This window comes from Sphingobium sp. CFD-2 (assembly GCF_024611135.1).
In the GTDB taxonomy this organism is placed as follows: Bacteria; Pseudomonadota; Alphaproteobacteria; order Sphingomonadales; family Sphingomonadaceae; genus Sphingobium; species Sphingobium fuliginis.
In genome coordinates, this window is the sequence record NZ_CP084405.1 from 1,873,657 (window position 1) to 1,898,308 (window position 24,652).

General features: G+C 64.5%; 25 protein-coding genes and 2 tRNA genes. 18 read left to right on the top strand and 9 right to left on the bottom strand.

Features of this window, described 5'->3' with window-relative positions; all coding sequences use genetic code 11:
- Positions 1-12: 12 nt before the first annotated feature.
- Positions 13-97: transfer RNA gene (locus LDB29_RS08995), tRNA-Leu, on the bottom strand.
- A 145-nt stretch (positions 98-242) separates the two neighbouring features.
- Between LDB29_RS08995 and LDB29_RS09000 the strand changes: the two genes are divergently transcribed.
- From LDB29_RS09000 to LDB29_RS09010, 3 genes are all read left to right on the top strand, one after another.
- Positions 243-434 carry a hypothetical protein gene (locus LDB29_RS09000; RefSeq protein ID WP_044662444.1) on the top strand — a complete coding sequence of 64 codons (192 nt, stop codon included), beginning with the start codon at positions 243-245 and terminating at the stop codon, positions 432-434.
- Positions 435-580: 146 nt separating this feature from the next.
- On the top strand, positions 581-1,186 hold the full coding sequence (locus LDB29_RS09005) for a sigma-70 family RNA polymerase sigma factor (protein ID WP_048575718.1): 606 nt from the start codon (positions 581-583) through the stop codon (positions 1,184-1,186).
- Positions 1,104-2,129 (top strand): FecR family protein, encoded by a 1,026-nt coding sequence (locus LDB29_RS09010; RefSeq protein ID WP_025549202.1) that lies wholly within the window; start codon positions 1,104-1,106, stop codon positions 2,127-2,129. Before LDB29_RS09005 ends, LDB29_RS09010 begins: the two co-directional genes overlap by 83 nt.
- Before the next feature lie 169 nt (positions 2,130-2,298).
- Here the strand turns inward: LDB29_RS09010 and LDB29_RS09015 are convergent, their stop codons facing one another.
- On the bottom strand, positions 2,299-2,997 hold the full coding sequence (locus LDB29_RS09015) for an NAD-dependent deacylase (protein ID WP_025549201.1): 699 nt from the start codon (positions 2,995-2,997) through the stop codon (positions 2,299-2,301).
- A gap of 187 nt (positions 2,998-3,184) precedes the next feature.
- Between LDB29_RS09015 and dapB the strand changes: the two genes are divergently transcribed.
- The 4 genes from dapB (at position 3,185) to LDB29_RS09035 (ending at position 5,236) form a co-directional block, all read left to right on the top strand.
- Positions 3,185-3,949 carry a 4-hydroxy-tetrahydrodipicolinate reductase gene (dapB, locus tag LDB29_RS09020; protein WP_025549199.1) on the top strand — a complete coding sequence of 255 codons (765 nt, stop codon included), beginning with the start codon at positions 3,185-3,187 and terminating at the stop codon, positions 3,947-3,949.
- 6 nt (positions 3,950-3,955) lie between these two features.
- On the top strand, positions 3,956-4,606 hold the full coding sequence (gene nth, locus LDB29_RS09025; RefSeq protein WP_025549198.1) for an endonuclease III: 651 nt from the start codon (positions 3,956-3,958) through the stop codon (positions 4,604-4,606).
- Between the two features lie 95 nt (positions 4,607-4,701).
- Positions 4,702-5,085 carry a hypothetical protein gene (locus LDB29_RS09030; protein ID WP_025549197.1) on the top strand — a complete coding sequence of 128 codons (384 nt, stop codon included), beginning with the start codon at positions 4,702-4,704 and terminating at the stop codon, positions 5,083-5,085.
- 74 nt (positions 5,086-5,159) lie between these two features.
- Positions 5,160-5,236 (top strand) — tRNA-Arg (locus tag LDB29_RS09035).
- A gap of 14 nt (positions 5,237-5,250) precedes the next feature.
- Here the strand turns inward: LDB29_RS09035 and LDB29_RS09040 are convergent.
- From LDB29_RS09040 to LDB29_RS09055, 4 genes are all read right to left on the bottom strand, one after another.
- Positions 5,251-5,736 carry a methylated-DNA--[protein]-cysteine S-methyltransferase gene (locus tag LDB29_RS09040; RefSeq protein ID WP_025549195.1) on the bottom strand — a complete coding sequence of 162 codons (486 nt, stop codon included), beginning with the start codon at positions 5,734-5,736 and terminating at the stop codon, positions 5,251-5,253.
- 81 nt (positions 5,737-5,817) lie between these two features.
- Complete coding sequence (locus tag LDB29_RS09045; protein ID WP_099185728.1) at positions 5,818-7,218, bottom strand: efflux transporter outer membrane subunit; 1,401 nt, start codon at positions 7,216-7,218, stop codon at positions 5,818-5,820.
- A 5-nt stretch (positions 7,219-7,223) separates the two neighbouring features.
- Positions 7,224-10,400: an efflux RND transporter permease subunit gene (locus LDB29_RS09050; RefSeq protein ID WP_025549194.1), complete on the bottom strand. Its 3,177-nt coding sequence runs from the start codon at positions 10,398-10,400 to the stop codon at positions 7,224-7,226.
- A 3-nt stretch (positions 10,401-10,403) separates the two neighbouring features.
- Complete coding sequence (locus LDB29_RS09055) at positions 10,404-11,564, bottom strand: efflux RND transporter periplasmic adaptor subunit (protein WP_099185727.1); 1,161 nt, start codon at positions 11,562-11,564, stop codon at positions 10,404-10,406.
- Between the two features lie 118 nt (positions 11,565-11,682).
- Here LDB29_RS09055 and LDB29_RS09060 point away from each other — a divergent pair, with 118 nt between their 5' ends.
- Entirely contained in the window at positions 11,683-12,270 is a 588-nt protein-coding gene (locus LDB29_RS09060) for a TetR/AcrR family transcriptional regulator (RefSeq protein WP_025549192.1), read from the top strand.
- A 131-nt stretch (positions 12,271-12,401) separates the two neighbouring features.
- Positions 12,402-12,566 carry a hypothetical protein gene (locus LDB29_RS09065; RefSeq protein ID WP_165363355.1) on the top strand — a complete coding sequence of 55 codons (165 nt, stop codon included), beginning with the start codon at positions 12,402-12,404 and terminating at the stop codon, positions 12,564-12,566.
- A 13-nt stretch (positions 12,567-12,579) separates the two neighbouring features.
- Here LDB29_RS09065 and LDB29_RS09070 read toward each other — a convergent pair whose 3' ends face one another.
- The 3 genes from LDB29_RS09070 to LDB29_RS09080 all read right to left on the bottom strand — a co-directional run bounded on the left by LDB29_RS09070 (position 12,580) and on the right by LDB29_RS09080 (position 17,713).
- Positions 12,580-15,471 (bottom strand): pitrilysin family protein, encoded by a 2,892-nt coding sequence (locus tag LDB29_RS09070; protein WP_099185725.1) that lies wholly within the window; start codon positions 15,469-15,471, stop codon positions 12,580-12,582.
- Positions 15,472-15,607: 136 nt separating this feature from the next.
- Positions 15,608-16,993 (bottom strand): DEAD/DEAH box helicase, encoded by a 1,386-nt coding sequence (locus LDB29_RS09075; RefSeq protein ID WP_025549191.1) that lies wholly within the window; start codon positions 16,991-16,993, stop codon positions 15,608-15,610.
- A gap of 249 nt (positions 16,994-17,242) precedes the next feature.
- Positions 17,243-17,713 (bottom strand): pyridoxamine 5'-phosphate oxidase family protein, encoded by a 471-nt coding sequence (locus LDB29_RS09080; protein WP_025549190.1) that lies wholly within the window; start codon positions 17,711-17,713, stop codon positions 17,243-17,245.
- A 114-nt stretch (positions 17,714-17,827) separates the two neighbouring features.
- Here LDB29_RS09080 and LDB29_RS09085 point away from each other — a divergent pair, with 114 nt between their 5' ends.
- From LDB29_RS09085 to ybeY, 9 genes are all read left to right on the top strand, one after another.
- Positions 17,828-18,400, top strand: a complete 573-nt coding sequence (locus tag LDB29_RS09085) for a NifU family protein (RefSeq protein WP_025549188.1) — start codon at positions 17,828-17,830, stop codon at positions 18,398-18,400.
- A gap of 100 nt (positions 18,401-18,500) precedes the next feature.
- Positions 18,501-19,130 carry a tRNA (adenosine(37)-N6)-threonylcarbamoyltransferase complex dimerization subunit type 1 TsaB gene (gene tsaB / locus LDB29_RS09090; RefSeq protein ID WP_025549187.1) on the top strand — a complete coding sequence of 210 codons (630 nt, stop codon included), beginning with the start codon at positions 18,501-18,503 and terminating at the stop codon, positions 19,128-19,130.
- A complete protein-coding gene (locus tag LDB29_RS09095) occupies positions 19,127-19,606 on the top strand; it encodes a GNAT family N-acetyltransferase (protein WP_025549186.1) in 480 nt (159 codons plus the stop codon). Before tsaB ends, LDB29_RS09095 begins: the two co-directional genes overlap by 4 nt.
- 112 nt (positions 19,607-19,718) lie before the next feature.
- Positions 19,719-20,144 (top strand): MucR family transcriptional regulator, encoded by a 426-nt coding sequence (locus LDB29_RS09100; RefSeq protein WP_025549185.1) that lies wholly within the window; start codon positions 19,719-19,721, stop codon positions 20,142-20,144.
- 123 nt (positions 20,145-20,267) lie between these two features.
- The gene (locus LDB29_RS09105) at positions 20,268-20,690 is read left to right on the top strand and encodes a Fur family transcriptional regulator (RefSeq protein WP_025549184.1); all 423 of its coding nucleotides are present in this window, start codon (positions 20,268-20,270) and stop codon (positions 20,688-20,690) included.
- A gap of 6 nt (positions 20,691-20,696) precedes the next feature.
- Positions 20,697-21,455 carry a 1-acyl-sn-glycerol-3-phosphate acyltransferase gene (locus LDB29_RS09110; RefSeq protein WP_025549183.1) on the top strand — a complete coding sequence of 253 codons (759 nt, stop codon included), beginning with the start codon at positions 20,697-20,699 and terminating at the stop codon, positions 21,453-21,455.
- A 9-nt stretch (positions 21,456-21,464) separates the two neighbouring features.
- Entirely contained in the window at positions 21,465-22,814 is a 1,350-nt protein-coding gene (gene miaB / locus LDB29_RS09115) for a tRNA (N6-isopentenyl adenosine(37)-C2)-methylthiotransferase MiaB (protein WP_025549182.1), read from the top strand.
- A 122-nt stretch (positions 22,815-22,936) separates the two neighbouring features.
- Positions 22,937-23,941, top strand: a complete 1,005-nt coding sequence (locus LDB29_RS09120; protein WP_025549180.1) for a PhoH family protein — start codon at positions 22,937-22,939, stop codon at positions 23,939-23,941.
- Positions 23,942-24,081: 140 nt separating this feature from the next.
- The gene (ybeY, locus tag LDB29_RS09125) at positions 24,082-24,582 is read left to right on the top strand and encodes an rRNA maturation RNase YbeY (protein WP_025549179.1); all 501 of its coding nucleotides are present in this window, start codon (positions 24,082-24,084) and stop codon (positions 24,580-24,582) included.
- The last annotated feature ends 70 nt before the right edge of the window (positions 24,583-24,652 follow it).

Here is a 24,652-nt window from a genome sequence, read left to right on the forward strand (position 1 = left end):
AGTCTGGCGCACTGGTGCGGGCGAAGGGACTCGAACCCCCACATCTTGCGATACCAGAACCTAAATCTGGCGCGTCTACCAATTTCGCCACGCCCGCATCGGTCGCCGGTCGGCGCGGCATAGAGAAAAGCGACCCATGAAGCAAGGCCCAGAGGTCCAGCCTGTGGATAACCGGTGGATAAGTCCGAACGGAACCCATCCGCCCGGCCGGGCGTAACCCCTCATATCAAGGAGAGACAGCCATGGCCACCCACCCCGACCCGGCGCCCGACGGCGTGCCGCCCCCCGACAGGATCGACCCTCAATCGCCGCCGGAAACCCCTGCGCCCCTCACGCCCGACGAAACCCCCGCCGGCGAGCCGCCGGAAATCGTGCCCAATGGTCCCGATTTCGACCAGCCGGACAGCGCGCCGCCCGAACTCCCTCCCGTCTGATCGACATTTTGGTCACAGACCGCGGGTTTTCCACAGAAACGGGAAATAATGCCTGCGCAATCGCTGGACAGGCCCCTGCATCCATGATTGAACTATGACAAACAGATGAATTCGGGAGAGGCGCGGCTGACAGCAAGGGGGTCATCGTGCACAGGGTTCGCGCTAAGCTGGAATGGTTCAAGACAGTGATCCTACCACAGGAAGCTGCTCTCAGAGGGCGCCTCCGGAGGATCCTGCCTGCCAATCAGGAACTGGAAGACATGGTCGCGGAGGTACTCGCCCGCGCCTATGCCACTGAAAATTGGGAAAATGTGACGACCGGTCGGGCTTATCTCTTCACCATAGCCCGCAATCTGGTGATCGACACCGCGCGCCGTAACAAGGTGGTGAGTTTCGAAACCATTGCCGACCTGGAACTGCTGCAGGGCGAAAATAATGTGGAGGCTCAGCTTCACGCCCGCGAGGCCCTGCGCCAGGTCGAGACGATCGTCGATTCGCTTCCGACACAATGCCGCCGGGTCTTCATTCTCCGCCGTATCCATGAAAAATCGATGCTGGAAATAGCGGAGGAAATGTCCCTGTCCGTTTCTACAGTTGAAAAACATCTGGCCAAAGCGATCGCAATAGTTATGCGGGCCTGGGCGGAACGTGAGGAAACGGATTTCGAACGTGCAGGCGTCGGGACCAGATTCGGGCTACGAAAGCAGGGACAAGATCGAGGCGGAAGCCGCGCGCCTGCTGGCAAGGCTTAATGGCGATCCTCGTCCCGAGGTCGAAGCGGAAATCTGTCGCTGGGTCGAAGCCGATCCCCGTCATGCCGTAGCGTTCGCGCGGGCCGAAGCCGCTTGGGAAGCGGCCGAACGGCTCAAGAGCGCGGCCGCCGAAGTCAACCTGCCCCCGCTGGAAGCCATCGTCAGCGAGGAACAGCAGCGCCGCCTGTCGCGCAACATCATGATCGCCGCCGCCGTCGCGGTGATGCTGTTCATCGTCGCTGCCATCGTCACGGTCCGCACCTTCAGCGGCGTCGACCATTATGAAACGCGGATCGGCCAGATCAGCGACATCGCGCTGGACGACGGCTCCACCCTGCATCTCAACAGCGACAGCGCCGCCGAGGTCCGCTTCACCGATCATGGCCGCAAGGTCCGCATCCTGAAGGGCGAAGCCTCTTTCGACGTCGCCCACGACCGCTCCCGCCCCTTCGACGTCGAGGCCCGCTCCGCCGTCATCCGCGCCGTCGGCACCGCCTTCAACGTGCGGTTGCGCCCTTCATTGGTCGAACTGACCGTCACGCAGGGCACCGTCACGGTGCATTCCGGCAACGATCTGGCCCAGCAGATCAGCGCCGGCAGCGGCGCCGTCATCCAGCCGCGCAGCGTGTCGCTCACCCATCTCGACTCGCGCTTCATCGGCCAGCGGACCGCCTGGCGCGAACAGATGGTGGAACTGGACGGAGAGACCATCGAACAGGCCGCGAGCGAGTTCAACCGCTACCGTGCGGCGCCGATCCTGATCGGGGACACCCGGGTCTCATCGCTCCGCATCGGCGGCCGCTTCCGTATCACCGACAGCAAGGAATTCCTCTCCGCCCTGCAACTCAGCCTGCCCATCCGGGTGGTCGCCGGACAGGACGGCTCGGTCATGCTGCTCTATCAGGATGAGCCGGAGCCAGCGGACAATGCCGCCGGCGAATAGGAGCGGGAAGCAAAACACTCCCCCTCATCCGCAGACATTATCGCCATGGTCCCCCGGCCTCTCACCCCATCATCCGGACGAACGCCGGGATCTCAGGCGAGATGGCACGACCGGACCGCAGAAGAATCCGCTTTCGGTCCAATGGCCATGCGAAGCGGCCCGTTCCGGACTACCCCAATAATTCCCGCACCAATTGCGGCACCAGGATACTCGCCGCCCCCATACGGCTTTCCTCGAAATAGAAGCTGCCCGCTGATGGCTCCAGATTCAACTCCAGCGTCCGGGCGCCCACATGGCGCGCGGTCTGCACGAATCCCGCCGCCGGATACACCGCCCCGGAAGTGCCCACCGAAACGAACAGGTCGGACCGCCGCAAGGCATCGTCGATCAGATCCATCCGATAGGGCATCTCCCCGAAGAAAACGATGTCGGGGCGCAGGGCCGGACGCCCGCACCCGTCGCAGGCCGAGCCGGGGGGCAGAGCCGGCGTCCATGGCACCGCCTTGCCGCAAGCCGCACAGAGCGCCGACCGCAACTCGCCATGCATGTGGACCAGCCGCTTCGCCCCGGCCCGCTCGTGCAGATCGTCCACATTCTGCGTGACGATCAGCAGCTCGCCCGGCCATGCCGCATCCAGCGCCGCCAGCGCCTCGTGCGCGGCATTGGGCTTCACCTCGTTCAGCCTGGCCCGCCGCTCGTCATAGAAGCGATGCACCAGCGCGGCATTCCGCGCCAGAGCTTCGGGCGTGCACACATCCTCGACCCTATGCCCCTCCCACAGGCCATCGGGCCCGCGAAAGGTGGCAAGGCCGCTTTCCGCCGAAATTCCCGCGCCGGTCAGGATCACGATATTGCGAATGTCGTCCATCTCTTCTTCCGGCGCCATGGTTGCATGTCATGGCTATGCCGCATTCGGGATCATCCGGACATCGTTTTTGCAGAACGGATCATTGGCTTGGCCTCACCAGCCATTTATCGTCCATTTCCGTACCGCGGGGATGACAAGCCCGGCCCGTTCTGGCATCGGCCATCCGACCTTTCAGGGAATGAGGCTGATGACACGGATCGGGATTTTCGGCGCGGCTGGCCGCATGGGACGCGCCATCGCGCAGGTCGCTCAGGAGGCTGGGCTGGAAATCGCCGGAGGCACTGACCGCGGTGGCGCGGGAGAGCTTGCCCCCGGCATCGCCATCACTGCCGATCCGCTTGCCCTGGCCGAGCAAAGCGACGTGCTGATCGACTTTTCCGTGCCCGCCGCCCTGTCGGCCCATCTGGACGCCTGCATTGCGGCGAAGAAGCCGATCCTCATCGGCACCACCGGACTGGAATCCGCGCACCATGCGCTGATCGACGAAGCGTCAAAGCAAGTCCCGATCCTCCAGACCGGCAATACCTCTCTGGGCGTCAACCTGCTGGCGGCGCTGGTGGAACAGGCTGCGGCGCGCCTCAACGACGATTGGGACATAGAGATCGTCGAAATGCACCATCGTCATAAGGTCGATGCGCCTTCCGGCACTGCGCTGTTGCTGGGCGAAGCCGCCGCGCGCGGGCGCGGCATCGCTCTTGCCGACCATAGCGAACGCGGGCGCGACGGTATCACCGGCGCACGGGCCAGGGGTGCGATCGGCTTTGCGGCATTGCGCGGCGGATCGGTGGCGGGTGACCATCAGGTGATCCTCGCGGCCGAGGGCGAGCGGATCGAAATCGGCCATCGCGCCGAAAACCGCGTCATCTTCGCGCGGGGCGCGGTGAAGGGGGCCGAATGGCTGATCGGCCAACCCGTCGGCCGCTACGACATGAAGGGCGTGCTGGGCCTGTAAACGCCGATGAAGAAGGACCAGATCTTCGATTTCTTCAGCCGCCTCGCTGAAGCCAATCCGGCGCCCCGAACGGAGCTGGAATATGGCAATGTCTATCAGTTGCTGGTCGCGGTGCTGCTTTCCGCGCAGGCGACGGACGTGGGCGTCAACAAGGCGACCCGCGCGCTCTTCCGCGATGTCCACACGCCGCAGCAGATGGTGGAACTGGGCGAAGAAGGCCTGAAGCAGCATATCAAGACCCTCGGCCTCTTCAACGCCAAGGCGAAGAACGTCATCGCCCTGTCCGAAATCCTCCTGCGCGATTTCGGCGGAGAAGTGCCGCAGGATCGCGATGTCCTGACCACCCTGCCCGGCGTCGGGCGAAAGACCGCCAATGTCGTGGTCAACACCGCGTTCGGGCAGGAAACATTCGCGGTCGACACCCACATCTTCCGTGTCGGCAATCGTACCGGCCTCGCGCCGGGCAAGACGCCGCTTGCCGTCGAACTGAAGCTCGAGAAAAACGTTCCCGGCCCCTTCCGCCGCGATGCCCATCACTGGCTGATCCTGCATGGCCGCTATGTCTGCAAGGCGCGAAAGCCCGAATGCTGGCGCTGCATCGTGGCCGACCTCTGCCGCTTCAAGCCCAAGACGCCCGCGCCCGGCACCAGCCCCTGATTATTGCGCGGTTCAGCCGCCGCGCGGTAGAAGGAGCGACAGGACGGATGACGGGTTCCCGCGACGTCATCCGGACAGTCAACAGGAGAGACGATATGTCTGCCCCCCTTATCCGCCAATTCGCCCTGGCCGCGGCACTCGCCTGCACGGCTGCCCCTGCCCTAGCCGGGAAGGCTCCGGCCAATCTGGTCCCCGCCGGCAAGCCGGTTGATTGCGTTCAACTGAATGCGATCCGCTCCACCGAGGTCCGCGACGACAGGACCATCGATTTCATCATGAACGGCAACAAGGTCTATCGGAATATCCTGCCGATGAGTTGCCCCAGCCTGGGTTTCGAGCGGCGCTTCCTCTACAAGACCAGCTTGTCCCAGCTCTGCTCGGTGGACATCATCACGGTGCTCTATCAGACCGGCGGATTGCAGCGTGGACCGAGCTGCGGCCTTGGGAAATTCCAGCCGATGCAGAAAATGGCGAAATAACTTTGGCCTGAGGCGATTTTGATGCTGGCGCGAGCGATTGGGCTTTGCTAAGCGGCCCTTCGCACCAGCGACACGCACCCATAGCTCAGCTGGATAGAGCGTTGCCCTCCGAAGGCAAAGGCCAGAGGTTCGAATCCTCTTGGGTGCGCCATTTTCGAATGGATGTCAGAGAAATTTTGTCTCCAGACCAAGCAGATAGCTTTTGGCCTTCAAGCCGCCTGCAAAGCCCGTCAGTGCGCCGTTGGCGCCCACCACCCGGTGGCACGGCGCAATGATGGAAATCGGGTTGCGCCCATTGGCGGCACCCACTGCGCGGCAGGCGGACGGTCTCCCGATCTGACGGGCAATATCGGCATAGCTGCGCGTTTCTCCAAAGGGGATGGTCAGCAGCGCGGTCCAGACGCTTTTCTGAAAATCCGTGCCGTTGAAATGCAGCGGCAGGTCGAACGTCTCCCGCTGCCCGGCGAAATATTCATTCAGTTGCCGTCCCGCTTCCTCCAGCACCGGATGATTGCCCCTTTCGGTCCGCTGCCCCATGGGCACCCGCCGGGGATCGTCATCCTGCCACAGGACCGCCGCCAGTCCCGCCTCGCACGCGACCAGCGTCAGTTCACCGACGGGCGATGCCAGCGTCCGATATGCATAAGTCATGCCCTGTCCTTTCAACCCTTTGCCGACGCCAGCATGGGGCATGACATGCATGGCCGCCTTCCCGCCGCTTGCGGTCAAAGATCATTTCAGGCCGCCACCCATCGCGCGATACAGTTCGACCATGTTCGCGGCGCGCGCCAGCCGTGTCGCCAGCAGGCTCTGTTCGGCATTATAGAGCGTCCGCTGCGCATCCAGCGTGGTCAGGAAGGGATCGACGCCGGCGCGGAACCGCGCTTCCGACAGGCGATAGCTTACCCGCGCCGCATCCCGCAGCGATGTCTGCGCCTCCATTTGCTCCGTCATCGTGCCGCGCCGGGCAAGCGCATCGGCCACTTCACGGAAACCCGTCTGCACGCTCTTCTCATAGGTGGCGACCATCGCGTCATAGATGGCCCGCGCATAACGCAGATTGCCCATGTTCCGGCCGAAATCGAAGATCGGCAGGCTGGCGGACGGCACCACCGACCATGTGTCGCTGCCCGACTTGAACAGATTGGACAGGCCAAGGCTCAACGTCCCGAACGCCGCAGTCAGGGAGATATTAGGGAAGAAGGCCGCTCGCGCCGCGCCGATATTGGCATTGGCCGCCAGCAACTGATGTTCGGCCGCCATGATGTCCGGGCGGCGCAGCAAAGCCGTGGAAGGCAGGTCGGCCGGCAGGTTGGAGAGGGTGACGTCGCCATCCGGCATCGCCGCCGGCAAGTCCTCCGCCGCCACCGTCATACCGGCCAGCAGGTTCAGCGCATTCTGGTCCTGCGCCACCAGGGTCGTCGCTTCGGCAATGTCGGACCGCGCCCGGTCATGGCTGGTCTGCGCCTGCCGCACTTCCAGTTCCGACGCGATCCCGTTGGCGAAGCGGGCCTTGGTGAGGTCCAGCGTCTGGCGGAAGGCTTTTTCCAGATCGCGCGCAATCCTCAGCCGCTCCTGATCCGCCGCCATGGCGAGCCAGGCGTTCGCGACCTCTGCGACCAGCGCGGTCTGCGCCGCATTCCGGTTCTCGACCGATGCGAAATATTGTTCCTGCGCCGCCCTGCTGAGGTTGCGCACCCGGCCGAACAGGTCGACTTCCCAGGCCGACACGCCCACGGACGCCGAATAGATGTCCATCCGGCCCGTCCCGACTTGCGAGAAGGGCGTGTCCTGATAGGTGGCGCTGCCGCTGGCGTTCACAGTGGGAAATATGTCCGCCCGCCGCACGCGATATTGCGCCCGCGCCTGCTCGACATTGGCAAGGGCGACACGCAGGTCGCGATTATTGGCCAGCGACGTCTCGATCACCCGCGCCAGGCGGGGATCGACGAAGAAATCCTTCCAGGCCGTATCCGCCGGAACGATCGCCTGCCCCTGCCCAGCCGGATAGGCCGGCCCCTGCGGGCTCCCGCCCGGCACCGGCAAGGCAGGGCGCACATATTTGGGTGCCATGTCGCAGGCCGCGAGCGTCAGCGCCAGAGCAGCCGCCGAGAACGGCTTCATCTTGTTCATTATCCTCATGCCTCCTGCGGACCCAGCCGGGCGCCGCCCTCATGCCCGCCCTGATCCTTGCCATGATGTTCGCGGAACAGCCGCTTCACGACGGTGAAGAAGACCGGCACGAAGAAGATGGCCAGCACCGTCGCGGACAGCATGCCGCCGACCACGGCCCAGCCTATGGCGTTCTGGCCGCCTGCGCCCGCGCCCTTCGCCACCGCCAGCGGCAGCACGCCGAAGACGAAGGCGAAGCTGGTCATCAGGATCGGCCGCAGGCGCAGCTTGCCCGCCTCCAGCGCCGCCCGCGCGGGTGGCAGCCCCTCGCGCATCTTCTCCTCGGCGAATTCGACGATCAGGATGGCGTTCTTGGCCGACACGCCGATGGTCGTGATCAGGCCGACCTGAAGGTAGATGTCGTTGTTGAGGCCGACCAGCATCGCGGCGACCACCGCGCCGAACACGCCCAGCGGCACCACCAGCATCACGGCGATGGGCACGGACCAGCTTTCATAAAGCGCGGCCAGGCACAGGAACACGATCAGCATCGACAGCGCATAAAGCGCCGGCGCCTGCCCGCCGGAGGTCTTCTCCTCATAGGAAATGCCGTTCCATTCATAACCGACGCCTGCCGGCAGCTTGGTCGCCATTTCCTCCATCGCCTTCATCGCCTCGCCGGTCGAAACGCCCGGCGCGGGCGCACCCATGATCTGCATCGACGGCACGCCGTTGAACCGCTCCAGCTTCGCCGGGCCATGGGTCCATTCGGTCGTCGCAAAGGAAGAGATCGGCGCCATCGCGCCGCCGCTTCCCCGCACATGCAGCACGCCGATCGAATCCGGCGTGGTCCGGAACGGCGCATCGGCCTGCACATAGACGCGCTTCACCCGGTCGCGGTCGATGAAGTCGTTGACGTAGCTGCTGCCCATCGCCGTGCTGATCGTATCGTTGACGTCGGACTGGGCGATGCCCAGCGCGCCCGCTGCCGCCTGATCGACGTTGAGCTTGAGCTGCGGCGTATCCTCCAGCCCGTTGGGGCGCACCTGCGCCAGCCGCTTGTCGGCCATGGCCATGCCCAGCAACTGGTTGCGCGCCTCCAGCATCCTGTCATGGCCCAGCCCGGCGCGGTCCACGAGCTGAAAGTCGAAGCCGGTGGCATTGCCCAGTTCCTGCACGGCGGGCGGCACGAAGGCGATCGCCATGCCTGCGGAAATCCGCTGGAACGCGCCATTGGCGCGCAAAGCGATGGCGGACACCTTGTTGTCGGCGCCCTCGCGCTGCGACCAGTCCTTCATCCTAACAAAGGCGAGGCCGACATTCTGGCCCTGGCCCACGAAGCCGAAGCCGGAGATGGTGAAGACGGCGGCAACATTCCGCTTCTCGTCCGTCATATAGTGATCGCGCACCTTCGCCAGCGTCCGTTCGGTCTCCTCCAGCGTCGACCCGGTCGGGAGCGACACCTGGTTGATGATGATGCCCTGATCTTCATCGGGCAGGAAACCGCCAGGCAGGCGCAGGAAGACCAGCGCCATCCCCGCGACGATCAATGCATAGACCAGCATCGTGCGGCCCCAGCGCCGCTCGACCTTCTCCACGGTCGCGCCGTATCGCACGACATTGCGGTCGAAGGTCCGGTTGAACCAGTCGAAGAAGCGGCCGAAGCGCGACCCCAACGGGCCGGTCCAGACATGGCTGTGCCCCCGGGGACGCAGGATCGTCGCGCAGAGCGCGGGCGTCAGGATCAACGCGACCAGCACCGACAACACCATGGCGGAAACGATGGTGATGGAGAACTGGCGGAAGATCACGCCCGTCGACCCGCCGAAGAACGCCATGGGCAGGAACACCGCCGACAGCACTAGGCCGATGCCGATCAACGCGCCGCTGATCTCGTCCATCGACTTCTTCGCGGCTTCCTTCGGGCTAAGCCCCTCTTCCTGTATGATGCGCTCGACATTCTCGACCACGACGATGGCGTCGTCGACCAGCAGGCCGATCGCCAGCACCATGCCGAACAGCGTCAGCGTGTTGATGGTGAACCCCGCCGCATAGAGGATCGCCAGCGATCCCAGCAGCACGACCGGCACCGCAATGGTGGGGATCAGCGTGGCGCGCCAGTTCTGAAGGAACAGGAACATCACCACGAAGACGAGCAGCGTCGCTTCGAACAGCGTGTGGATGACCTGCTCCACCGACAGTTTCACGAAGGTCGAATTGTCCACCGGGAAGTCGTATTTGACCCAGCTCGGGAAGGTTTTCGACAGTTCGTTGACCCGGTTCTTCACGCCTTCCACCGTATCGAGCGCATTGGCGCCCGGCGCCAGCCTTACGCCGAAGCCGGCGGCCGGATGGCCATTGAACCTCGCGCCGAAGCTGTAGCTTTCCGCACCCAACTCCACCCTGGCGACATCTGCCAGATAGACGACCGATCCGTTGCTGTTGCTGCGCAGCCGGATCTGCCGGAACTCTTCGGGGGTCCTGAGGCGCGACTGCGCCGTCACGGTGGCGTTCAGCGCCTGGCCGCGGGGCGACGGCGTGCCGCCGATCTGGCCTGCGGAAACCTGCGCATTCTGGGCGCGTATGGCGGATTTGACGTCGCCGGTGGTGACGCCCAGATTGGCCATCTTATAGGGATCGAGCCAGATGCGCATCGCATATTGCGCGCCCAGCAACTGGGTATCCCCCACGCCGTCGACACGGCTGATCGGATCCTGCAGGGCGGAAGCGACGAAATCGCCCGCATCCTGCTGATCATGAATGCCGTCATCGGCATAGACGGCCATGATCATCAGGAAGGTCGAGGTGGATTTGGTGACGCGCAGCCCCTGTTGCTGCACTTCCTGCGGCAACAGGGGGGTGGCCTGGGCCAGCTTGTTCTGGACCTGGACCTGCGCGATGTCGGCATCCGTTCCCTGCTCGAAGGTCAGGGTGATGGTGAGGTTGCCCGCCGAATCGCTGCTGGACGAGAAGTAGCGGAGATTGTCGATGCCCTTGAGCTGCTGCTCGATGATCTGCGTCGTCGTGCTTTCCAGCGTTTCCGCATTCGCGCCCGGATAGGTGGTCGCGATCGTCACCGCGGGCGGCGCGATCTCCGGAAACTGCGCCACGGCCAGCGAGCGCAGGGCCAGAATGCCGGCCAGCATGATGACGATGGCGATGACCCATGCGAAGATGGGCCTGTCGATGAAATAGCGGGCCATGGCTTAGTTCGCCCCGCCGGCATTCGCCTGCCTGCCCGCCGTCACCTGCTGCGGCGCGCCCGGCTTCACGACCGTTCCGGGCCGCAGGTTCACCAGGCCCTCCACGACCAGCCTGTCTCCCGCCTTCAGCCCCTTGGTGACGATCCACTTGTCGCCAATGGCCCGGTCGGTTTCGACCTGACGCAGTTCGACCTTGTTGTCCGCACCCACCACCATGGCGGTGGCCCGGCCCCGCGCATCGCGGGTGATGCCCTGCTGCGGCGCAAGGATCGCCTGGCTGCGTTGGCCCTCGACCAGCCTGGCCCGCACATACATGCCGGGCAGCAACAGGCCGTCCGGATTGGCGAAAGTCGCACGCAGCGTTACCGCGCCCGAACTGGGATCGACCGTCACCTCGGAAAATTGCAGACGCCCCTCGATCGGATAGACGCTGCCATTGGGCAGCAGCAACTGGACCCGCGCGCCGTCGGCGGCACTGACGCCGCCTGCCTTCATCGCCTGCTTGAGGTCGATGATCTGCGCGGCCGACTGGGTCACGTCGACATAGACGACGTCGGTCCGCTGGATCGTCGCCAGCGGGTCGGCCTGTCCTGCCTGCACCAACGCGCCCGGCGTGAACAGGGAACGGCCGATCCGCCCGGAAATGGGGGCCCTTATGCGGGTGAAATCCTGGTTCACCTGGGCGGCCTGCACCGCCGCCCGCTGCGCGGCGACATCGGCGCGCGCCTGCTGGGCCGAGGCGGCGGCATTGTCGGCCTCCTGCCGGCTGACGGCGTTGATGCCGACCAGTTCCTTATAACGCTGCGCCTGCAGTCCCGTCGCCCGGATCGATGCCTGCGCCCGAGAGAGAGCGCCCTGCGCCTGCCCCAGGGCGGCGCGATAGGGCGCATCCTCGATCTCGTAGAGCAATTGGCCCGCACGCACCACGGCGCCCTCGGTGAACAGGCGGCGGCGGATGACGCCGCTGATCTGGGGCCGGACCTCTGCCGTTTCCACTGCGGCGATGCGGCCAGGAAGCTCGGTCGTCAACGGAGCGTTTTCCACCGTCAATTTCACCACACCGACCGCGGGCGGCGGCGGCGCAGGCTGCTGCTGCTCGCCACAGGCGCCCAGCGCAAGGGCCGACGCGCAGGCGAACAGTCCGACAAAAATCCCCTTTTGCATCGGTCGATGCTCCGTTTCCACTGGTGGCTTCAATTGGAATGAACGTTCATTCCGCTTGCGCGGCAGGTAGGAACATGCCACAATTTGTTCAAGAGTAAAAAAGACGGGACGAAGATTTTTGGCTGCATTGCAACATGAACGGAATGCCAGGGACCGCATATTGGATGCGGCCCGCGATCTGTTCGCCGCCAACGGTTTTCATCAGAGCGCGATGGCCGAGCTGGCTGCCGCGGCGCATGTGTCCGTCGGCCAGATCTACCGGCTGTTCAAGGGCAAGGAAGACATTATCGAAGCGATCGTGAATAGCGATACGCGCGAACGCGAAGCGACGATCCTGAGCTTGCAGAACCGGCTCGAGGCAGGGGAGATCAGCATAGAGCGGACCTTCGAACTGCTGTTGCTGGAGGTGATGGACAACCCGCACGAGGCCCTGTCCTTCGATATTCTGGCCGAGGGATTCCGCAACGCGCGGGTCGCGGGCACGATTGCCGACATGTGCAACGGCCTGCGGAAATCCCTGGGGGATTTCGCCTGCGTCGCAAACCCCGGATTGTCGGGCGAAGCGCTGAAAAGCGCCGAAGAAATGATCCTGGCCTGTTTGTTCGGGTTGGGCCATCGCAGCCTGTCGGCACCGACCATCAGCGCTGAGCGTACCGCCAAATGCGCGGCCTTCATGATCGTCGCCGCGCTTCGCGCCATGGACTGAAGGGGCGGGCTTCGGTCCGGCTCGGCTTCCGGTCAGTCTGCCGCGTTGCAGCAGAAATGCCTGAAATCAGCCGCAACTTTCGGCCGCTGGAAACATTCCTGCCCCCAAATCGTTCCCCCGGGAGGCAAGAAATGGGTATCAACATGTCGTTCGACCGCAGCTATTTCGAGGCGCGGCTGGACCGCAATCGCAGGCTGGCCGCCCGCTCCCGCAATCCGGAAATCCGCGCGATCCACATGGAATATGTCCGGCTCTACAGCCAGTTGCTGGAACAGACGGAGCGCGTCCCGGCCTGAGCCGCCGGTCCGGCTATTGGGCGGCGACGCCATCGGGCAGCACCACCGCAGACCAGCTCTTGCCGGGCACCAGATATTTGGCCGCCAGCGCCTGAATATCGGTTGGCGTGACGGTCAGCATGTCCTGCGCCATGGTCTGCATCGCCTGTACATAGCGCGGGTCGTGGGTAGCGCCCTCCATCTGGTTCATCCAGAAGGCATTGCCTGTCCCTGCCCGCATCAGCAATTGCCGCATCGGCGCGACGGCGCGCTGCAATTCGTCCTCGCTCACCGGATTTTTGACGAGGTCCGCCGCCGTGTCCTTCACCACGCCGTAGAAATAACGGACGCGATCCGGGCGCACCTGGCTCGTCACCAATATGTAACCGCCGCTTTCATAGGAAAATGGCCAGTTGTTCTGGACGCTGGGCGAATAGGCCGCGCCTTCGGTCGAACGCAGCTTGTCGAACAGCCGATCGTTGAAAATCTGCGTCAGGATTTCAAGCTGCCGCGCTTCCTTCGTCAGTGCGAACCCGCCTGCCGTGGGCCATGCCATGACCGCCGCCGCTTGCTCCTTGTCGCCCTTGTGCCGCAGGACCACCGGGCTTTCGACATGGGCGGGAAAGCGCATCAGCTTGTTGGCGGCGGGAACCGGGACATCCACCCGCTGCGGCAGCGCACCGAAGGTCGCCGCCACGGCTGCAATGGCATCGTCCGCCTTCACCTGCCCGAAAATCTGTATCTCGACGGGCCCGGATGCCAGCAGCGGTTCCCATGTGGCGCGGAAGGCTTGTGGAGTCAGCGCGTCGATCTCCGCCCGCGAAGGCGTGCGGAACCGCACATCCCTGTCGTGCAGCAACCAGTTGAGGTCCCGCGCCAGCACGGAATCCGGCGCCCGCTCCATCGCGTCATAGGCGACCCCTGCCCCCGTCTTCACGCGCGCGATCGGCGCGGGGTCCCATCCCGGCGCAAACAGCTTGGTCGCGAACAGCAGCAATTGGTCCTTATAATCCGCCGGACGCGTTACGGCCTGCATTTCAAAGGCATCGTCGTCGATGGCGAAATCCATCCCCATGCGGCGGCCATTGGTCAGGTCATCGAGTTCCCGCTGGCCCAGTTTCCCTATTCCACTCGCCACCAGCGCATAATCCGCCGCCCAGCCCGGCACGGGCCGGGTCGGGGAAAAGGCCTGCTGGCCATGACCGAAGCGGACGTTGATCCGCACCTTCTCCGTTTCCGCATCATTGGCGAACAGGGTCAGCTTGACGCCGTTGGAGAAGACAATGCTTTCCATCCCCGGCAGGCCGATAGGCGTACGCGAAACGACCTTCCCCGGCGCGCCGAGCTTCGGCAGGTCGGCCATGGTCACAACCTTGTCCGCCAGCCGCGCGTTAGTCGCCGCCTTGACCGGCGCGGCGACAGCGGCGGCCAGCTTCGCGTCGACGCCGGGCTGGACCTTGCCAGTGATCAGCTGCGCGCGGAAGACGCCGGCGGAGAAGAGCCGCCGGGTCGAATCCAATATCTTCTGCGGCGTCATGCCCGTCTTGCCGGAGCGGAAGATGTCCAGCGCCGCCTGCGGGCTGACCGTGGTTTCGCGAATGTCGACCGCGCTCACCAGGTCGCTCGCCTGCTTGGCGCCCGCCTCCGTATCGGCATTCTCAACCTGAATCGCGAGTGCGGTGTCCATCTGCGCATATTCGCGGTCGATCTCTATCTGGCTTGGCGGCGCGGCCTTGGCGTCCTCTATGATCGCGCGCACGTCTCCCAACGCCTTTTCCCAATTCTCGCCCGTGGGCACGATGGTGACGAAGGTGCCATCGGCGGACCGGCTGACATCCTGCTGATCCACGCTTGCCTGCAGGAAGCTGCCGCCGCTGCGCGCAACCTGTTCCAGACGGCGGCTGATGATCTGCAGGGCCAGCATGTCGGTCAGCTTGTCCTGATTGTAGACGATGGTGTCGGCATGCGGCTTCCACGGGCGCAGCCAGGCCATGGTGAGGCCGGTGGGCGCGCCGGGCTCCACCGTCACCCTGGTGGCAGGGGCCCTGGGGTCGGGCTCCCCGAAATCGGGTAGCGGCGCGCCCTTTCCGGGGACGGTCCAGGAGCCGAAATTATCCTTGATCAATTGCTCGGCCATGGCCGGGTCGATGTCGCCCGCAATAGAGATCACGGCATTTTCCGGGCGGTACCAGCGCTGGTGAAAAGCTTCCATCTTCGCCGCCGTGACGGCATTCAGCGTTGCCACCGTGCCGATGGGGCTATGGTCGGCCAGCGGCTGGCCAGCGAAGAAATGCCGTCTTGTCGCATCGGAAATCCGCATCTGCGGCCCATCGCTCTCCCGCTTTTCCGCAAGAACCACGGCGCGCTCGGCATTCACGGCGCTCTCGACGATATTGGGGTCGGCCATCATGCCGGCGAGTATCTTCATGCTTTCGCCCAGGCTGGCCTGCGTCGCCTGCGGCAGGTCGAGCGCATAGGTGGTCCCGGTCGGCGTCGTCTGCGCATTGCTGTCGCTGCCGAAGGTGACGCCCAGCCGCTGCCAGATGCGCTTGGATTCCCCGTCGGGTACATGGCGGGAGCCACGGAAGGTCAGATGCTCCATGAAATGGGCATATCCCAGCTCATCGGACTGCTCCATCAGCGAGCCGGCGTCGATCCGCAGCCGGACCGACACCTGACCCGGCGGCACGCCATTGCGGCGGACGGCATAGCGCACGCCATTGGACAGGGTGCCGAAGCGCCAGGCCGGATCGATCGGAACATCGCTGTTCTCGTAGAGCCATGGCCTGACCTGCGCCTTGGTCGAGCCCGGCGCCGTGGATGTGGCAGTCGGGTCCGTCTTCGCCCCCAGAGGCGCGGGCGTTCCCGAAAGCAGCAGGGCAAGGACGGACAGCGAAGCGGCGGAACGCCGGAAGGAAAAGCTCATGGCCGCGCAGCCTAAAGAGATTTTCCTGAATGGCCACTGACAAAGAGGAAGGAACCCCATCTTCCCGCGAAGACGGGAATCCGGTCAAACGGCAGGACTGGGCTCCAGCCTTCGCAGGAGCCCATCATATCTGGGATTACCGCCCGCCGGTCTTCTGCACCGCGCCCTTATGCGCGCCGACATTGCTGCCGCCGCGACGGCGCCGGAAATTCTTCTTTGCCGGCTTCGCAGCTTCGCCATCCGGCCGATGCGCCCGTTCGGTATTGCCGCGCTGCTGCTTCTGCTGGTCCTGATAGCGGCGTTGCCCGTCGGCGCGCCGCGTCTTCTGCTCCGGGGTCTGCTCCCGACCCTTGCGCTGCGGCGCGGCCTTGGGAAGATTGCGCACCACCTCGACGAAATTCTCCGGCAGCGGGACGACGTCCAGCTTCACCTTGGTCGTCCGCTCGATGGCCTTCAGATAAGGCCGCTCGTCGTCCGCCACGAAGCTGATCGCAACGCCCTCCGCCCCTGCCCGCGCCGTGCGGCCGATGCGGTGGACATATTGTTCCGGCACATTGGGCAGTTCGAAATTGATGACATGGCTGACGCCCGACACGTCGATGCCGCGCGCGGCGATGTCGGTCGCCACCAGCAGCTTCACATGGCCATGGCGGAAGGCCTGGAGCGCGGTGGTCCGCTGCGCCTGGCTCTTGTTGCCATGGATCGCCACGGCCTGGATGCCCGCGCCCTCCAGAAAGCGCACGACCCGGTCGGCGCCATGTTTGGTCCGGGTGAAGATCAGCGCGCGGTCGATGTCTTCCTTCTGGATCGTCAGGTTGAGCAGCGCCTGCTTCTCCATCTGGTTGACGAAGGTAGCCTGCTGCCGGACCCGCTCCGCCGTGGTCGACTGCGGCGCGACGCTCACCTTGACCGGATCGTGCAGGAACTGGCTGGCCAGCGCCTCGATCTCGCCCGGCATGGTGGCGGAGAAGAAGAGGTTCTGCCGCTCCTTCGGCAGCAGCTTGGCGATGCGCTTCAACGGGTGGATGAAGCCCATGTCCATCATCTGGTCGGCTTCGTCGAGGACGAAGATCTCGGTATCCTTGATGGTGAAGGCGCGCTGGTCGATCAGGTCGAGCAGACGGCCCGGCGTCGCCACGACGATGTCGACGCCGCGCCCCAGCGCCCGGATCTGCCGGTTGATCGGCACGCCGCCGAACACGACCTCCACGGACAGCTTCAGGAAGCGGCCATAGTCGCGGAAGCTCTGCGCGATCTGCGCGGCGAGTTCGCGCGTCGGCGACAGCACCAGCATGCGGCAGCCCTGGAGCGGCGTCGGCTTGGGATTTCGGGCGAAATGGTCAAGGCTGGGCAGCGCGAAGGCAGCGGTCTTGCCGGTGCCGGTCTGCGCGATGCCGCACAGGTCCTTGCCCTTCAGCAGCACGGGGATGGCCTGCGCCTGGATCGGCGTCGGCGAGGCATATTTCTTGGCGGCGAGCGCCTTCAGGATCGGCTCGGCAAGGCCAAGGTCGGTAAATTGCATGGATGATAACTCACGAATGGGCCCCGGCGTCTTCCGGCACGGCCGGGACGCAAGGCGGGTTACGAAACGACCCGCGTGAAAAGGGAAGCCTCAAAGCTTGGCGCAGACTTTCATTGGCCGGCCCCGATGCCCGTTCGGGCCGAAGCGATCACGCTGCCAATCGCTGGAAGGGGCGTGAAGCCCGCTGCTGCGTTGCAGCGCATATGGCGGGAATGGCGGGAAAAAGCAAGTGGCGGCTTTCGCCTACCCCTACAACGTCACCTCCACATGCTTGCTCCGCATCTCTTCGCGCACGTCTCCGCCGAACATTTGCCGGAACATGCCGCCAAGCGACATGTCGGCACGCCAGATTTCCGCGCGGCCAAGATCGAAACGGAGCATCGTCAGATGCGGGTCCTGCCGTCCGCCGGGATACCAGCTCGCTACGTCATGGGTCCAGTACCGGTCGATCACCGCCGGGTCCGTCTCCTCGACCAGAGTGCCGTCGATGCAGGCGAACAGGAAATGTCCCTTGCCTGCGAACTGGGCCATGGCCGGTCCGCCCCTGGCCAGCCGGTTCTCCCGCGTCGTATAGAACCAGAAGCAATGGTTCGCGCCGGGATCGAGCTGCGCCGTCATGGGCATGCTGTGATCGGGCGACCCTCTCAACCCGACCATCAGGAACGGGCTTTGCGACAATTCCGTCCAGAAGCGGTGGCGGATGTCGGCCTCATTGCTCATCTTCTCTCTCCCTTCGATCTCAGGCGGGACTCAATCGACGGCGCCAAGCGATTTGCGGGAGTCAATTTAGCACGAAAGCTTGATCTTGCGCAGTCTTCTCTCCACATAGCGCGCATGTTGATCGAGACCGAAGCGACGCCCAATCCGGCAACCGTCAAGTTCATTCCCGGCCGCGTGGTCATGGGCATGGGCACCCGCGATTTCGCCACACCGGAAGAAGCGGAGGCTTCACCGCTGGCCGATGCGCTGTTCGGCCTGGGCGACGTGACGGGGGTCTTTTTCGGCGGGGACTTCATTTCCGTCACCATCGCGCCCGGCGCACAGTGGAGCGATGTGAAGCCCGACATCCTTTCGATCCTGCTCGAACATTTCTCCGCCAACATGCCGCTGTTCGCGCCCGGCTCGGCAGGCGAAATCTTCGTCCCCGAGGAGGAGGAATTTGCGGACGATCCGGAAGATGAGGAGATCATCGCCCAGATTCGCGAGCTGATCGACACCCGTGTCCGGCCGGCCGTGGCCAATGACGGCGGCGACATCATCTATCGCGGCTTCGACAAGGGAACCGTCTATCTGCGCATGCAGGGCGCCTGTTCCGGCTGCCCCTCCTCCACGGCGACGCTGAAGAACGGGATCGAACAACTGCTCAAACATTATGTGCCCGAAGTGACGGAGGTCCGCGCCGTCTGAGCGGCGAAACAGTTGGCCGGGAACAATTGGCAAACCCGTGCCGATCGATTAACCGCAGAGCCGGGCATCGCATCGGGCGAGCGGTCAACAGGGGTTTTCTTTGCGCATATTGGTCATCGACACCGCGACACAGGCGCTGTCCGTGGCGCTGCTCGATGACGGAGCGCCCCTGGGCCATTTTCATGAAATCGTCGGGCGTGGCCATGCCGAAGCGCTGCTGCCCGCCATCGCTGCCCTGCCCGACGGCGGCCGGGCCGATGCGATCGCCGTCGATGTCGGCCCCGGCAGCTTCACCGGCGTGCGCATCGGGATCGCCGCCGCGCGGGCGCTGGCGCTGGCCTGGAACATTCCGCTGCATGGCTATGGCGCGCTCGCCATGATCGCGGCCAGGGCGGCGGCAGGGGATCATAAGGACGAGTCCCTGGCCGTCACCATTACCGGCGGTCATGGCGAGTTGTTCTGGCAGGCCTTCTCCACTGACGGGCTTGCGCCCCTCGGCCCGCCTGCCTCCACGCCGATTGCCGAACTGGCGAAGCAATTGACGCAGCCCACGCTCTACGGCACCGGCGCCGAAGCGCTGGTGACGGCGCGCGGCCATGGCACGGCGGTGAGCCTGTATCCCGATGCCGCGGACTATCCGCTGGTCGCCGGGCTCCCGCCGCTCCCCCCCTCCCCCCTTTATTGCCGTGGCGCGGATGCGCGTCCGATGGCGGAACGCGCAGCGTCATGACGCCGGGCCTGACGCTCCAGACCTATGAGGATGGAGAGCGCAACGCGATGAGCGATGCCATGGACGTCATGGTGCGCGCCTTCGACCCGGCCTTTGGCGAAGCATGGACATTGCCGCAGCTCGCCGGGGTGATGACCATGCCGGGAACCTGGCTCACCATCGCCCGGATCGACGCCGCGCCGGTCGGCTTCGCGCTGGTCCGTTCCGTGCTTGACGAATGCGAATTGCTGCTGTTGGCCGTCAGCCCGCTCTGGCGCGGGAGGGGCATTGGCGAGGACCTGCTGCTCGACAGCCTCAGGACGGCGCGCAAGCGGGGCATTACGTCGATGAATCTGGAAGTTCGCGCGTCGAATACGGCAATAAGGCTATATGAAAAAGCCGGGTTCGAATATGTACACCGCCGTCCCGGTTACTATCGCGGCAACGATGGACAACTTCACGACGCGCTAAGCTTTCGTATCGACATGCTTAGATGATTTAAATCCGCCCTTGCAAAACAGAAACCATCGGTATAGCTGACCCATACCGCTCCTGAAATGATTTTCCTCGGGCGGGTCGCGCAACCAATAGCCTTCGCAGGGAAAAGAAATGGAAACTGAATCAGCGCAGAGCGAACTGCTCATTACTTTGACGTCGGATATTGTCGCGGCCCATGTCTCGAACAACAGCGTTGCCGTCTCTGACGTATCTACCCTGATCCAGAATGTGCACGCCGCGCTTTCCGGTCTGGCCACTCCCGCCGCCGCGCCGGAGGTGAAGCCCGAACCCGCCGTCTCGGTCCGCTCGTCGATCAAGCCCGACTACATCATCTGCCTGGAAGACGGCAAGAAGCTGAAGATGCTGAAGCGCCACCTGATGACTCATTATCAGATGACGCCCGAAGATTATCGCGCCAAATGGGGCCTGCCGGCCGATTATCCGATGGTCGCGCCCAACTATGCCGAACAGCGCCGCAGCCTGGCCAAGAAGATCGGCCTCGGCACCAAGCGCCGTCGCGTCCGCGCTCCCAAATAACAGCGCAAACCGCAGGCAAACGCCCATGCAAGGGGTGCGCGTATCGCGCGCCCCTTTTATACTAGGACGAAAGCCGCTAGGCTCTTTTCCGAACTTACGCACATTCCAGCCAAGTGAGCCTGCATGAACCGCAAGATCGACGTCGAAGCCCTTTGCCATGAAAAGGGCCTGCGCATCACCGAACAGCGCCGCGTCATCGCCCAGGTGCTGAGCGACGCCACGGATCACCCGGATGTGGAGGAACTGCACAGGCGCTCCGCTGCCATCGATCCGGGCATTTCCATCGCCACCGTGTACCGCACGGTCCGCCTCTTCGAGGAAGCGGGCATATTGGATCGTCACGATTTCGGTGACGGCCGCGCCCGATATGAGGCGGCGCCCGAATCCCATCACGACCATCTGATCGATGTCGAGACGGGCAATGTCATCGAATTCGTCGATCCCGAACTGGAGCAGCTTCAGAAGCAGATCGCGGAAAAGCTTGGCTTCCGCCTAGTCGACCACAGGATGGAACTTTACGGCGTCGCGCTCGACCGCAAGAGCTGAGACAGCTTGGCCGCACTTCGCCGCTTCATGCGCCTGACGGCTTTGGCCGTCAGCCTGCTGCTCTGCCTCATCCCGCATCTGCTTTGGCGCGCGGCCCGGCGCCGGTCGCCCTGGCCGCCGCGCTTTCTGGCGCTGGCGGCGCGTTCCGTCGGCGCCCGGGTGCGGATCGACGGCCATCCCTTTCAAGGGGACAGCTTCATCATCGCCAATCATGTCAGTTGGGTGGACATATTGGCGCTGGGCGGTGCGACGGGTGCGGCCTTCGTCGCGCATGACGGCATTGCGCGCTGGCCCGTCATCGGCTGGCTGGCAGCGCAGAACAACACGCTCTTCGTCGCCCGCGAGCGCCGCGGCGCGCTCTCTTCGCAACTCGACGCCTTGCGCGCCGCGCTGGCGGGGCATCAGCCGGTGGCGCTTTTCCCAGAGGGCACCACCAGCGACGGCACCGGCCTCCTGCCGTTCAAGCCATCCCTGCTCTCGGTCCTGCTGCCTCCTCCGCGCTCGGTGCGGATTCAGCCTGTCCATATCGACTATGGTCCGGCCACCGCCGAAATCAGCTGGCACAGTGACGAGCCGGCGGGTGCGAACGTCAGGAGGTTGCTGGAACGCAAGGGCAGGCTGGAGGTCACCCTGCGCTTTCTGGAACCGTTCGATCCGGCAATCTGTCCTGATCGCAAGGCCTTGGCCGCGACGACCCGCGAAAGAATAGCCGCCAGCATCGCCGCGCACCTGCCGCCTTTTACTTGCGGCGCACCCCTTGTATAGCTGGACCGCATGAATCGGTACGACGCCCAAAAGACTCCAGCGACCTTCCACGTCAAATCCTTCGGCTGCCAGATGAACGTCTATGATGGCGAGCGCATGGCCGAAATGCTGGGCGAGCGCGGCATGACCGCCGCGGCCGACGGCGCCGAGGCGGATCTGGTCATCCTCAACACCTGCCACATCCGCGAAAAGGCGGTGGACAAGGTCTATTCCGACATCGGCCGCATGACCCGCGAGGACGGCAGCCGACCGATGATCGCGGTCGCCGGCTGCGTGGCCCAGGCGGAGGGCGGCGAAATCCAGCGGCGCGCCCGCAATGTCGACATCGTCGTCGGCCCACAGGCCTATCACCGCCTGCCCGACCTGATCGACAAGGCGGGCCGTGGCGAACAGGCCGTCGACACGGACATGCCGCTGGCGTCGAAGTTCGGCGCCCTTCCCGCGCGCACGAAGCAGGCGCGCCCCACCGCCTTCCTGACGATCATGGAAGGCTGCGACAAATTCTGCACCTATTGCGTGGTCCCCTATACACGCGGCGCGGAAATCAGCCGCAGTTGGTCCGCGATCCTGGACGAGGCGAAGGCGCTGGTCGACGGCGGCGTGCGGGAGATCACCCTGCTCGGCCAGAACGTCAATGCCTGGACCGGCGAGGATGACAGGGGCCGGACGCAGGGCATGGACGGGCTGGTCCGCGAACTGGCGAAGATCGACGCCCTCAAGCGCATCCGTTACACCACCAGCCATCCCAACGACATGAGCGACGGGCTGATCGCGGCCCATGGCGACGAACCCAAGCTGATGCCCTTCCTCCACCTGCCGGTGCAGTCGGGGAACGACCGTGTGCTGAAGGCGATGAACCGCAGCCATGACGCCGACAGCTATCTGCGCATCATCGAACGCGTGCGCGAAGCCCGGCCGGACATCGCGCTCTCCGGCGACTTCATCGTGGGCTTCCCCGGCGAGACCGACGCCGAGTTCGAGGATACGCTGAAGATCGTGGAGCAGGTCCGCTACGCCCAATGCTACAGCTTCAAATATAGTTCGCGCCCCGGCACGCCCGCCGCCGACATGGACGGACAGATCCCCGCGGAGGTCATGGACGAACGGCTCGCCCGCCTGCAGGCGCTGATCAACCGCCATCAGGTGGAATTCAACGCGGCCACCGTCGGCCGCCGCACCGGCATCCTGCTGGAGCGCAAGGGCCGCCATCCCGGCCAGCTCATCGGCAAGACGCCCTGGCTTCAGTCCGTCCACGTCACCGCGCCGGAACTTTCCATCGGGGACATGGTAGAAGTCGATATCATCAGCGCCGGCCCGAACAGTCTGGCCGGACAACCCAGCAGGAGGAAGGCCGCTTGAACCTAATCACAGTCGTTCCCGTGGCAACGGGAACCCATCTCCAGCCCTGTCCACCAGGCTCAAACGACAGGAGATGGATACTCGCCCGCGCGAGTATGACTGACGAACAGGGAGGCTGCTGAATGTCCAAGAAACCCAATCATAACCACCGCACCGAGGTCGCAGAACGCGCCCGGCTGGAAGTCACTTTCGACCGTCCGCACCTGCTGGGCGCGCTGTTCGGCCAATATGACCAGAATCTGGTGGCCATCGAAAACCGCTTGGGCGTCTATATCGCGGCGCGCGGCAACAAGCTCCAGATCGAGGGGGACGCCGAGGCGGCCGCCCGCGCGCGCGATGTCATGACAGGCCTCTACAACCGTATCGTCGCCGGCCAGGAAATCGATGCCGGCGCGGTGGAAGCGGTGATCGCCATGTCCGCGGAGCCCACGCTGGACGGCATCATCCGCCATGACGTGGCCGAACCGCCCAAGGTCATGATCCGCACGCGCAAGAAGACCATCGTCCCGCGTTCCGCAACGCAGGTGACCTATATGGAGGCGCTCACCCGCAACGACATCATCTTCGCGCTGGGCCCGGCGGGCACCGGCAAGACCTATCTCGCCGTCGCGCAGGCCGTGAGCCAGCTCATCACCGGCAGCGTCGACCGCCTGATCCTCTCCCGCCCCGCCGTGGAAGCGGGCGAGCGCCTGGGCTTCCTGCCCGGCGACATGAAGGAAAAGGTCGACCCCTATCTCCGCCCGATCTACGACGCGCTCTACGACACGCTCCCCGCAGAGCAGGTCGAACGCCGCATCGCGTCGGGGGAGATCGAGATCGCGCCCCTCGCCTTCATGCGCGGCCGCACCCTGTCCAACGCGTTCATCGTGCTGGACGAAGCGCAGAACACCACCGTCGCCCAGATGAAGATGTTCCTGACCCGCTTCGGTGAAGGCAGCCGCATGGTCATCTGTGGCGACCCGCGTCAGGTGGATCTGCCGCAACCGGGCATTTCCGGTCTGGCGGACGCCGTCGCGCGGCTGGAGGGGGTGGAGGGCATTTCCGTCGTGCCCTTCGGCATCAGCGATGTGGTGCGTCACCCGGTCGTGGGCCGCATCGTCCAGGCTTATGAGGGCCCGGATGCCTGAGATGCACGCCCGGCACCCTGCCATTTCGAGCCCTTCGAACGCCCGCCAAGGCAGGCGTCCGGGACAGCCCAGGGTCGAGGAACGACATTTCGACCTTCACCATGTCTCGACTACCCCCGGCGCGAACGGAAACCGTCATAATGATTGAAGTCGCCGTTCTCCACGAACAGGGCTGGCCCGATACCGACTGGGAATTGCTGGCCCAGCGGGCCGTCGTCGCGGCCATCACGCACAGCCCCTATGCCGCGTTCGCCGCGGACGAAGCCTTGTACGAGGTCGCGGTCAAACTCACCACCGATGAGGAGGTCCACCAGCTCAACCGCGCCTATCGGGACAAGGACAGGCCGACCAACGTCCTGTCCTTCCCGATGGTGCAGTCGGACCTGCTGGAAACCACCGCCAACACCGACGATGGCGAGGTGCTGTTGGGCGACATCGTGCTGGCGGAAGGGGTCTGCGCCAGCGAGGCCGCGGAAAAGGGCATCTCCATAGCCGATCATGCCACGCATCTGATCGTCCATGGGACTTTTCATTTGCTGGGATATGATCATATGGAGGACGCCGAGGCCGAAGCGATGGAAGCGCTGGAGACGCAGTCGCTGATCAGCCTGGGCATTTCCGATCCCTATGGGGATCGATAATATTTTGTGGCATCGCTTTTAGCGGAAAGCCGGCGCCCACCGTCAAACGGGTTCAGGACAGGCTTTCTCG

What these genes read in the sequence shown, in the direction of transcription:
- LDB29_RS09000 (WP_044662444.1), top strand. Translation starts at nt 243, where the DNA reads ATGGCCACCCACCCCGACCCGGCGCCCGACGGCGTGCCGCCCCCCGAC.
- LDB29_RS09015 (WP_025549201.1), bottom strand. Translation starts at nt 2,997, where the DNA reads ATGGACGACATTCGCAATATCGTGATCCTGACCGGCGCGGGAATTTCG.
- dapB (WP_025549199.1), top strand. Translation starts at nt 3,185, where the DNA reads ATGACACGGATCGGGATTTTCGGCGCGGCTGGCCGCATGGGACGCGCC.
- nth (WP_025549198.1), top strand. Translation starts at nt 3,956, where the DNA reads ATGAAGAAGGACCAGATCTTCGATTTCTTCAGCCGCCTCGCTGAAGCC.
- LDB29_RS09030 (WP_025549197.1), top strand. Translation starts at nt 4,702, where the DNA reads ATGTCTGCCCCCCTTATCCGCCAATTCGCCCTGGCCGCGGCACTCGCC.
- LDB29_RS09040 (WP_025549195.1), bottom strand. Translation starts at nt 5,736, where the DNA reads ATGACTTATGCATATCGGACGCTGGCATCGCCCGTCGGTGAACTGACG.
- LDB29_RS09045 (WP_099185728.1), bottom strand. Translation starts at nt 7,218, where the DNA reads ATGAACAAGATGAAGCCGTTCTCGGCGGCTGCTCTGGCGCTGACGCTC.
- LDB29_RS09050 (WP_025549194.1), bottom strand. Translation starts at nt 10,400, where the DNA reads ATGGCCCGCTATTTCATCGACAGGCCCATCTTCGCATGGGTCATCGCC.
- LDB29_RS09055 (WP_099185727.1), bottom strand. Translation starts at nt 11,564, where the DNA reads ATGCAAAAGGGGATTTTTGTCGGACTGTTCGCCTGCGCGTCGGCCCTT.
- LDB29_RS09065 (WP_165363355.1), top strand. Translation starts at nt 12,402, where the DNA reads ATGGGTATCAACATGTCGTTCGACCGCAGCTATTTCGAGGCGCGGCTG.
- LDB29_RS09070 (WP_099185725.1), bottom strand. Translation starts at nt 15,471, where the DNA reads ATGAGCTTTTCCTTCCGGCGTTCCGCCGCTTCGCTGTCCGTCCTTGCC.
- LDB29_RS09075 (WP_025549191.1), bottom strand. Translation starts at nt 16,993, where the DNA reads ATGCAATTTACCGACCTTGGCCTTGCCGAGCCGATCCTGAAGGCGCTC.
- LDB29_RS09080 (WP_025549190.1), bottom strand. Translation starts at nt 17,713, where the DNA reads ATGAGCAATGAGGCCGACATCCGCCACCGCTTCTGGACGGAATTGTCG.
- LDB29_RS09085 (WP_025549188.1), top strand. Translation starts at nt 17,828, where the DNA reads ATGTTGATCGAGACCGAAGCGACGCCCAATCCGGCAACCGTCAAGTTC.
- LDB29_RS09095 (WP_025549186.1), top strand. Translation starts at nt 19,127, where the DNA reads ATGACGCCGGGCCTGACGCTCCAGACCTATGAGGATGGAGAGCGCAAC.
- LDB29_RS09100 (WP_025549185.1), top strand. Translation starts at nt 19,719, where the DNA reads ATGGAAACTGAATCAGCGCAGAGCGAACTGCTCATTACTTTGACGTCG.
- LDB29_RS09105 (WP_025549184.1), top strand. Translation starts at nt 20,268, where the DNA reads ATGAACCGCAAGATCGACGTCGAAGCCCTTTGCCATGAAAAGGGCCTG.
- miaB (WP_025549182.1), top strand. Translation starts at nt 21,465, where the DNA reads ATGAATCGGTACGACGCCCAAAAGACTCCAGCGACCTTCCACGTCAAA.
- LDB29_RS09120 (WP_025549180.1), top strand. Translation starts at nt 22,937, where the DNA reads ATGTCCAAGAAACCCAATCATAACCACCGCACCGAGGTCGCAGAACGC.
- ybeY (WP_025549179.1), top strand. Translation starts at nt 24,082, where the DNA reads ATGATTGAAGTCGCCGTTCTCCACGAACAGGGCTGGCCCGATACCGAC.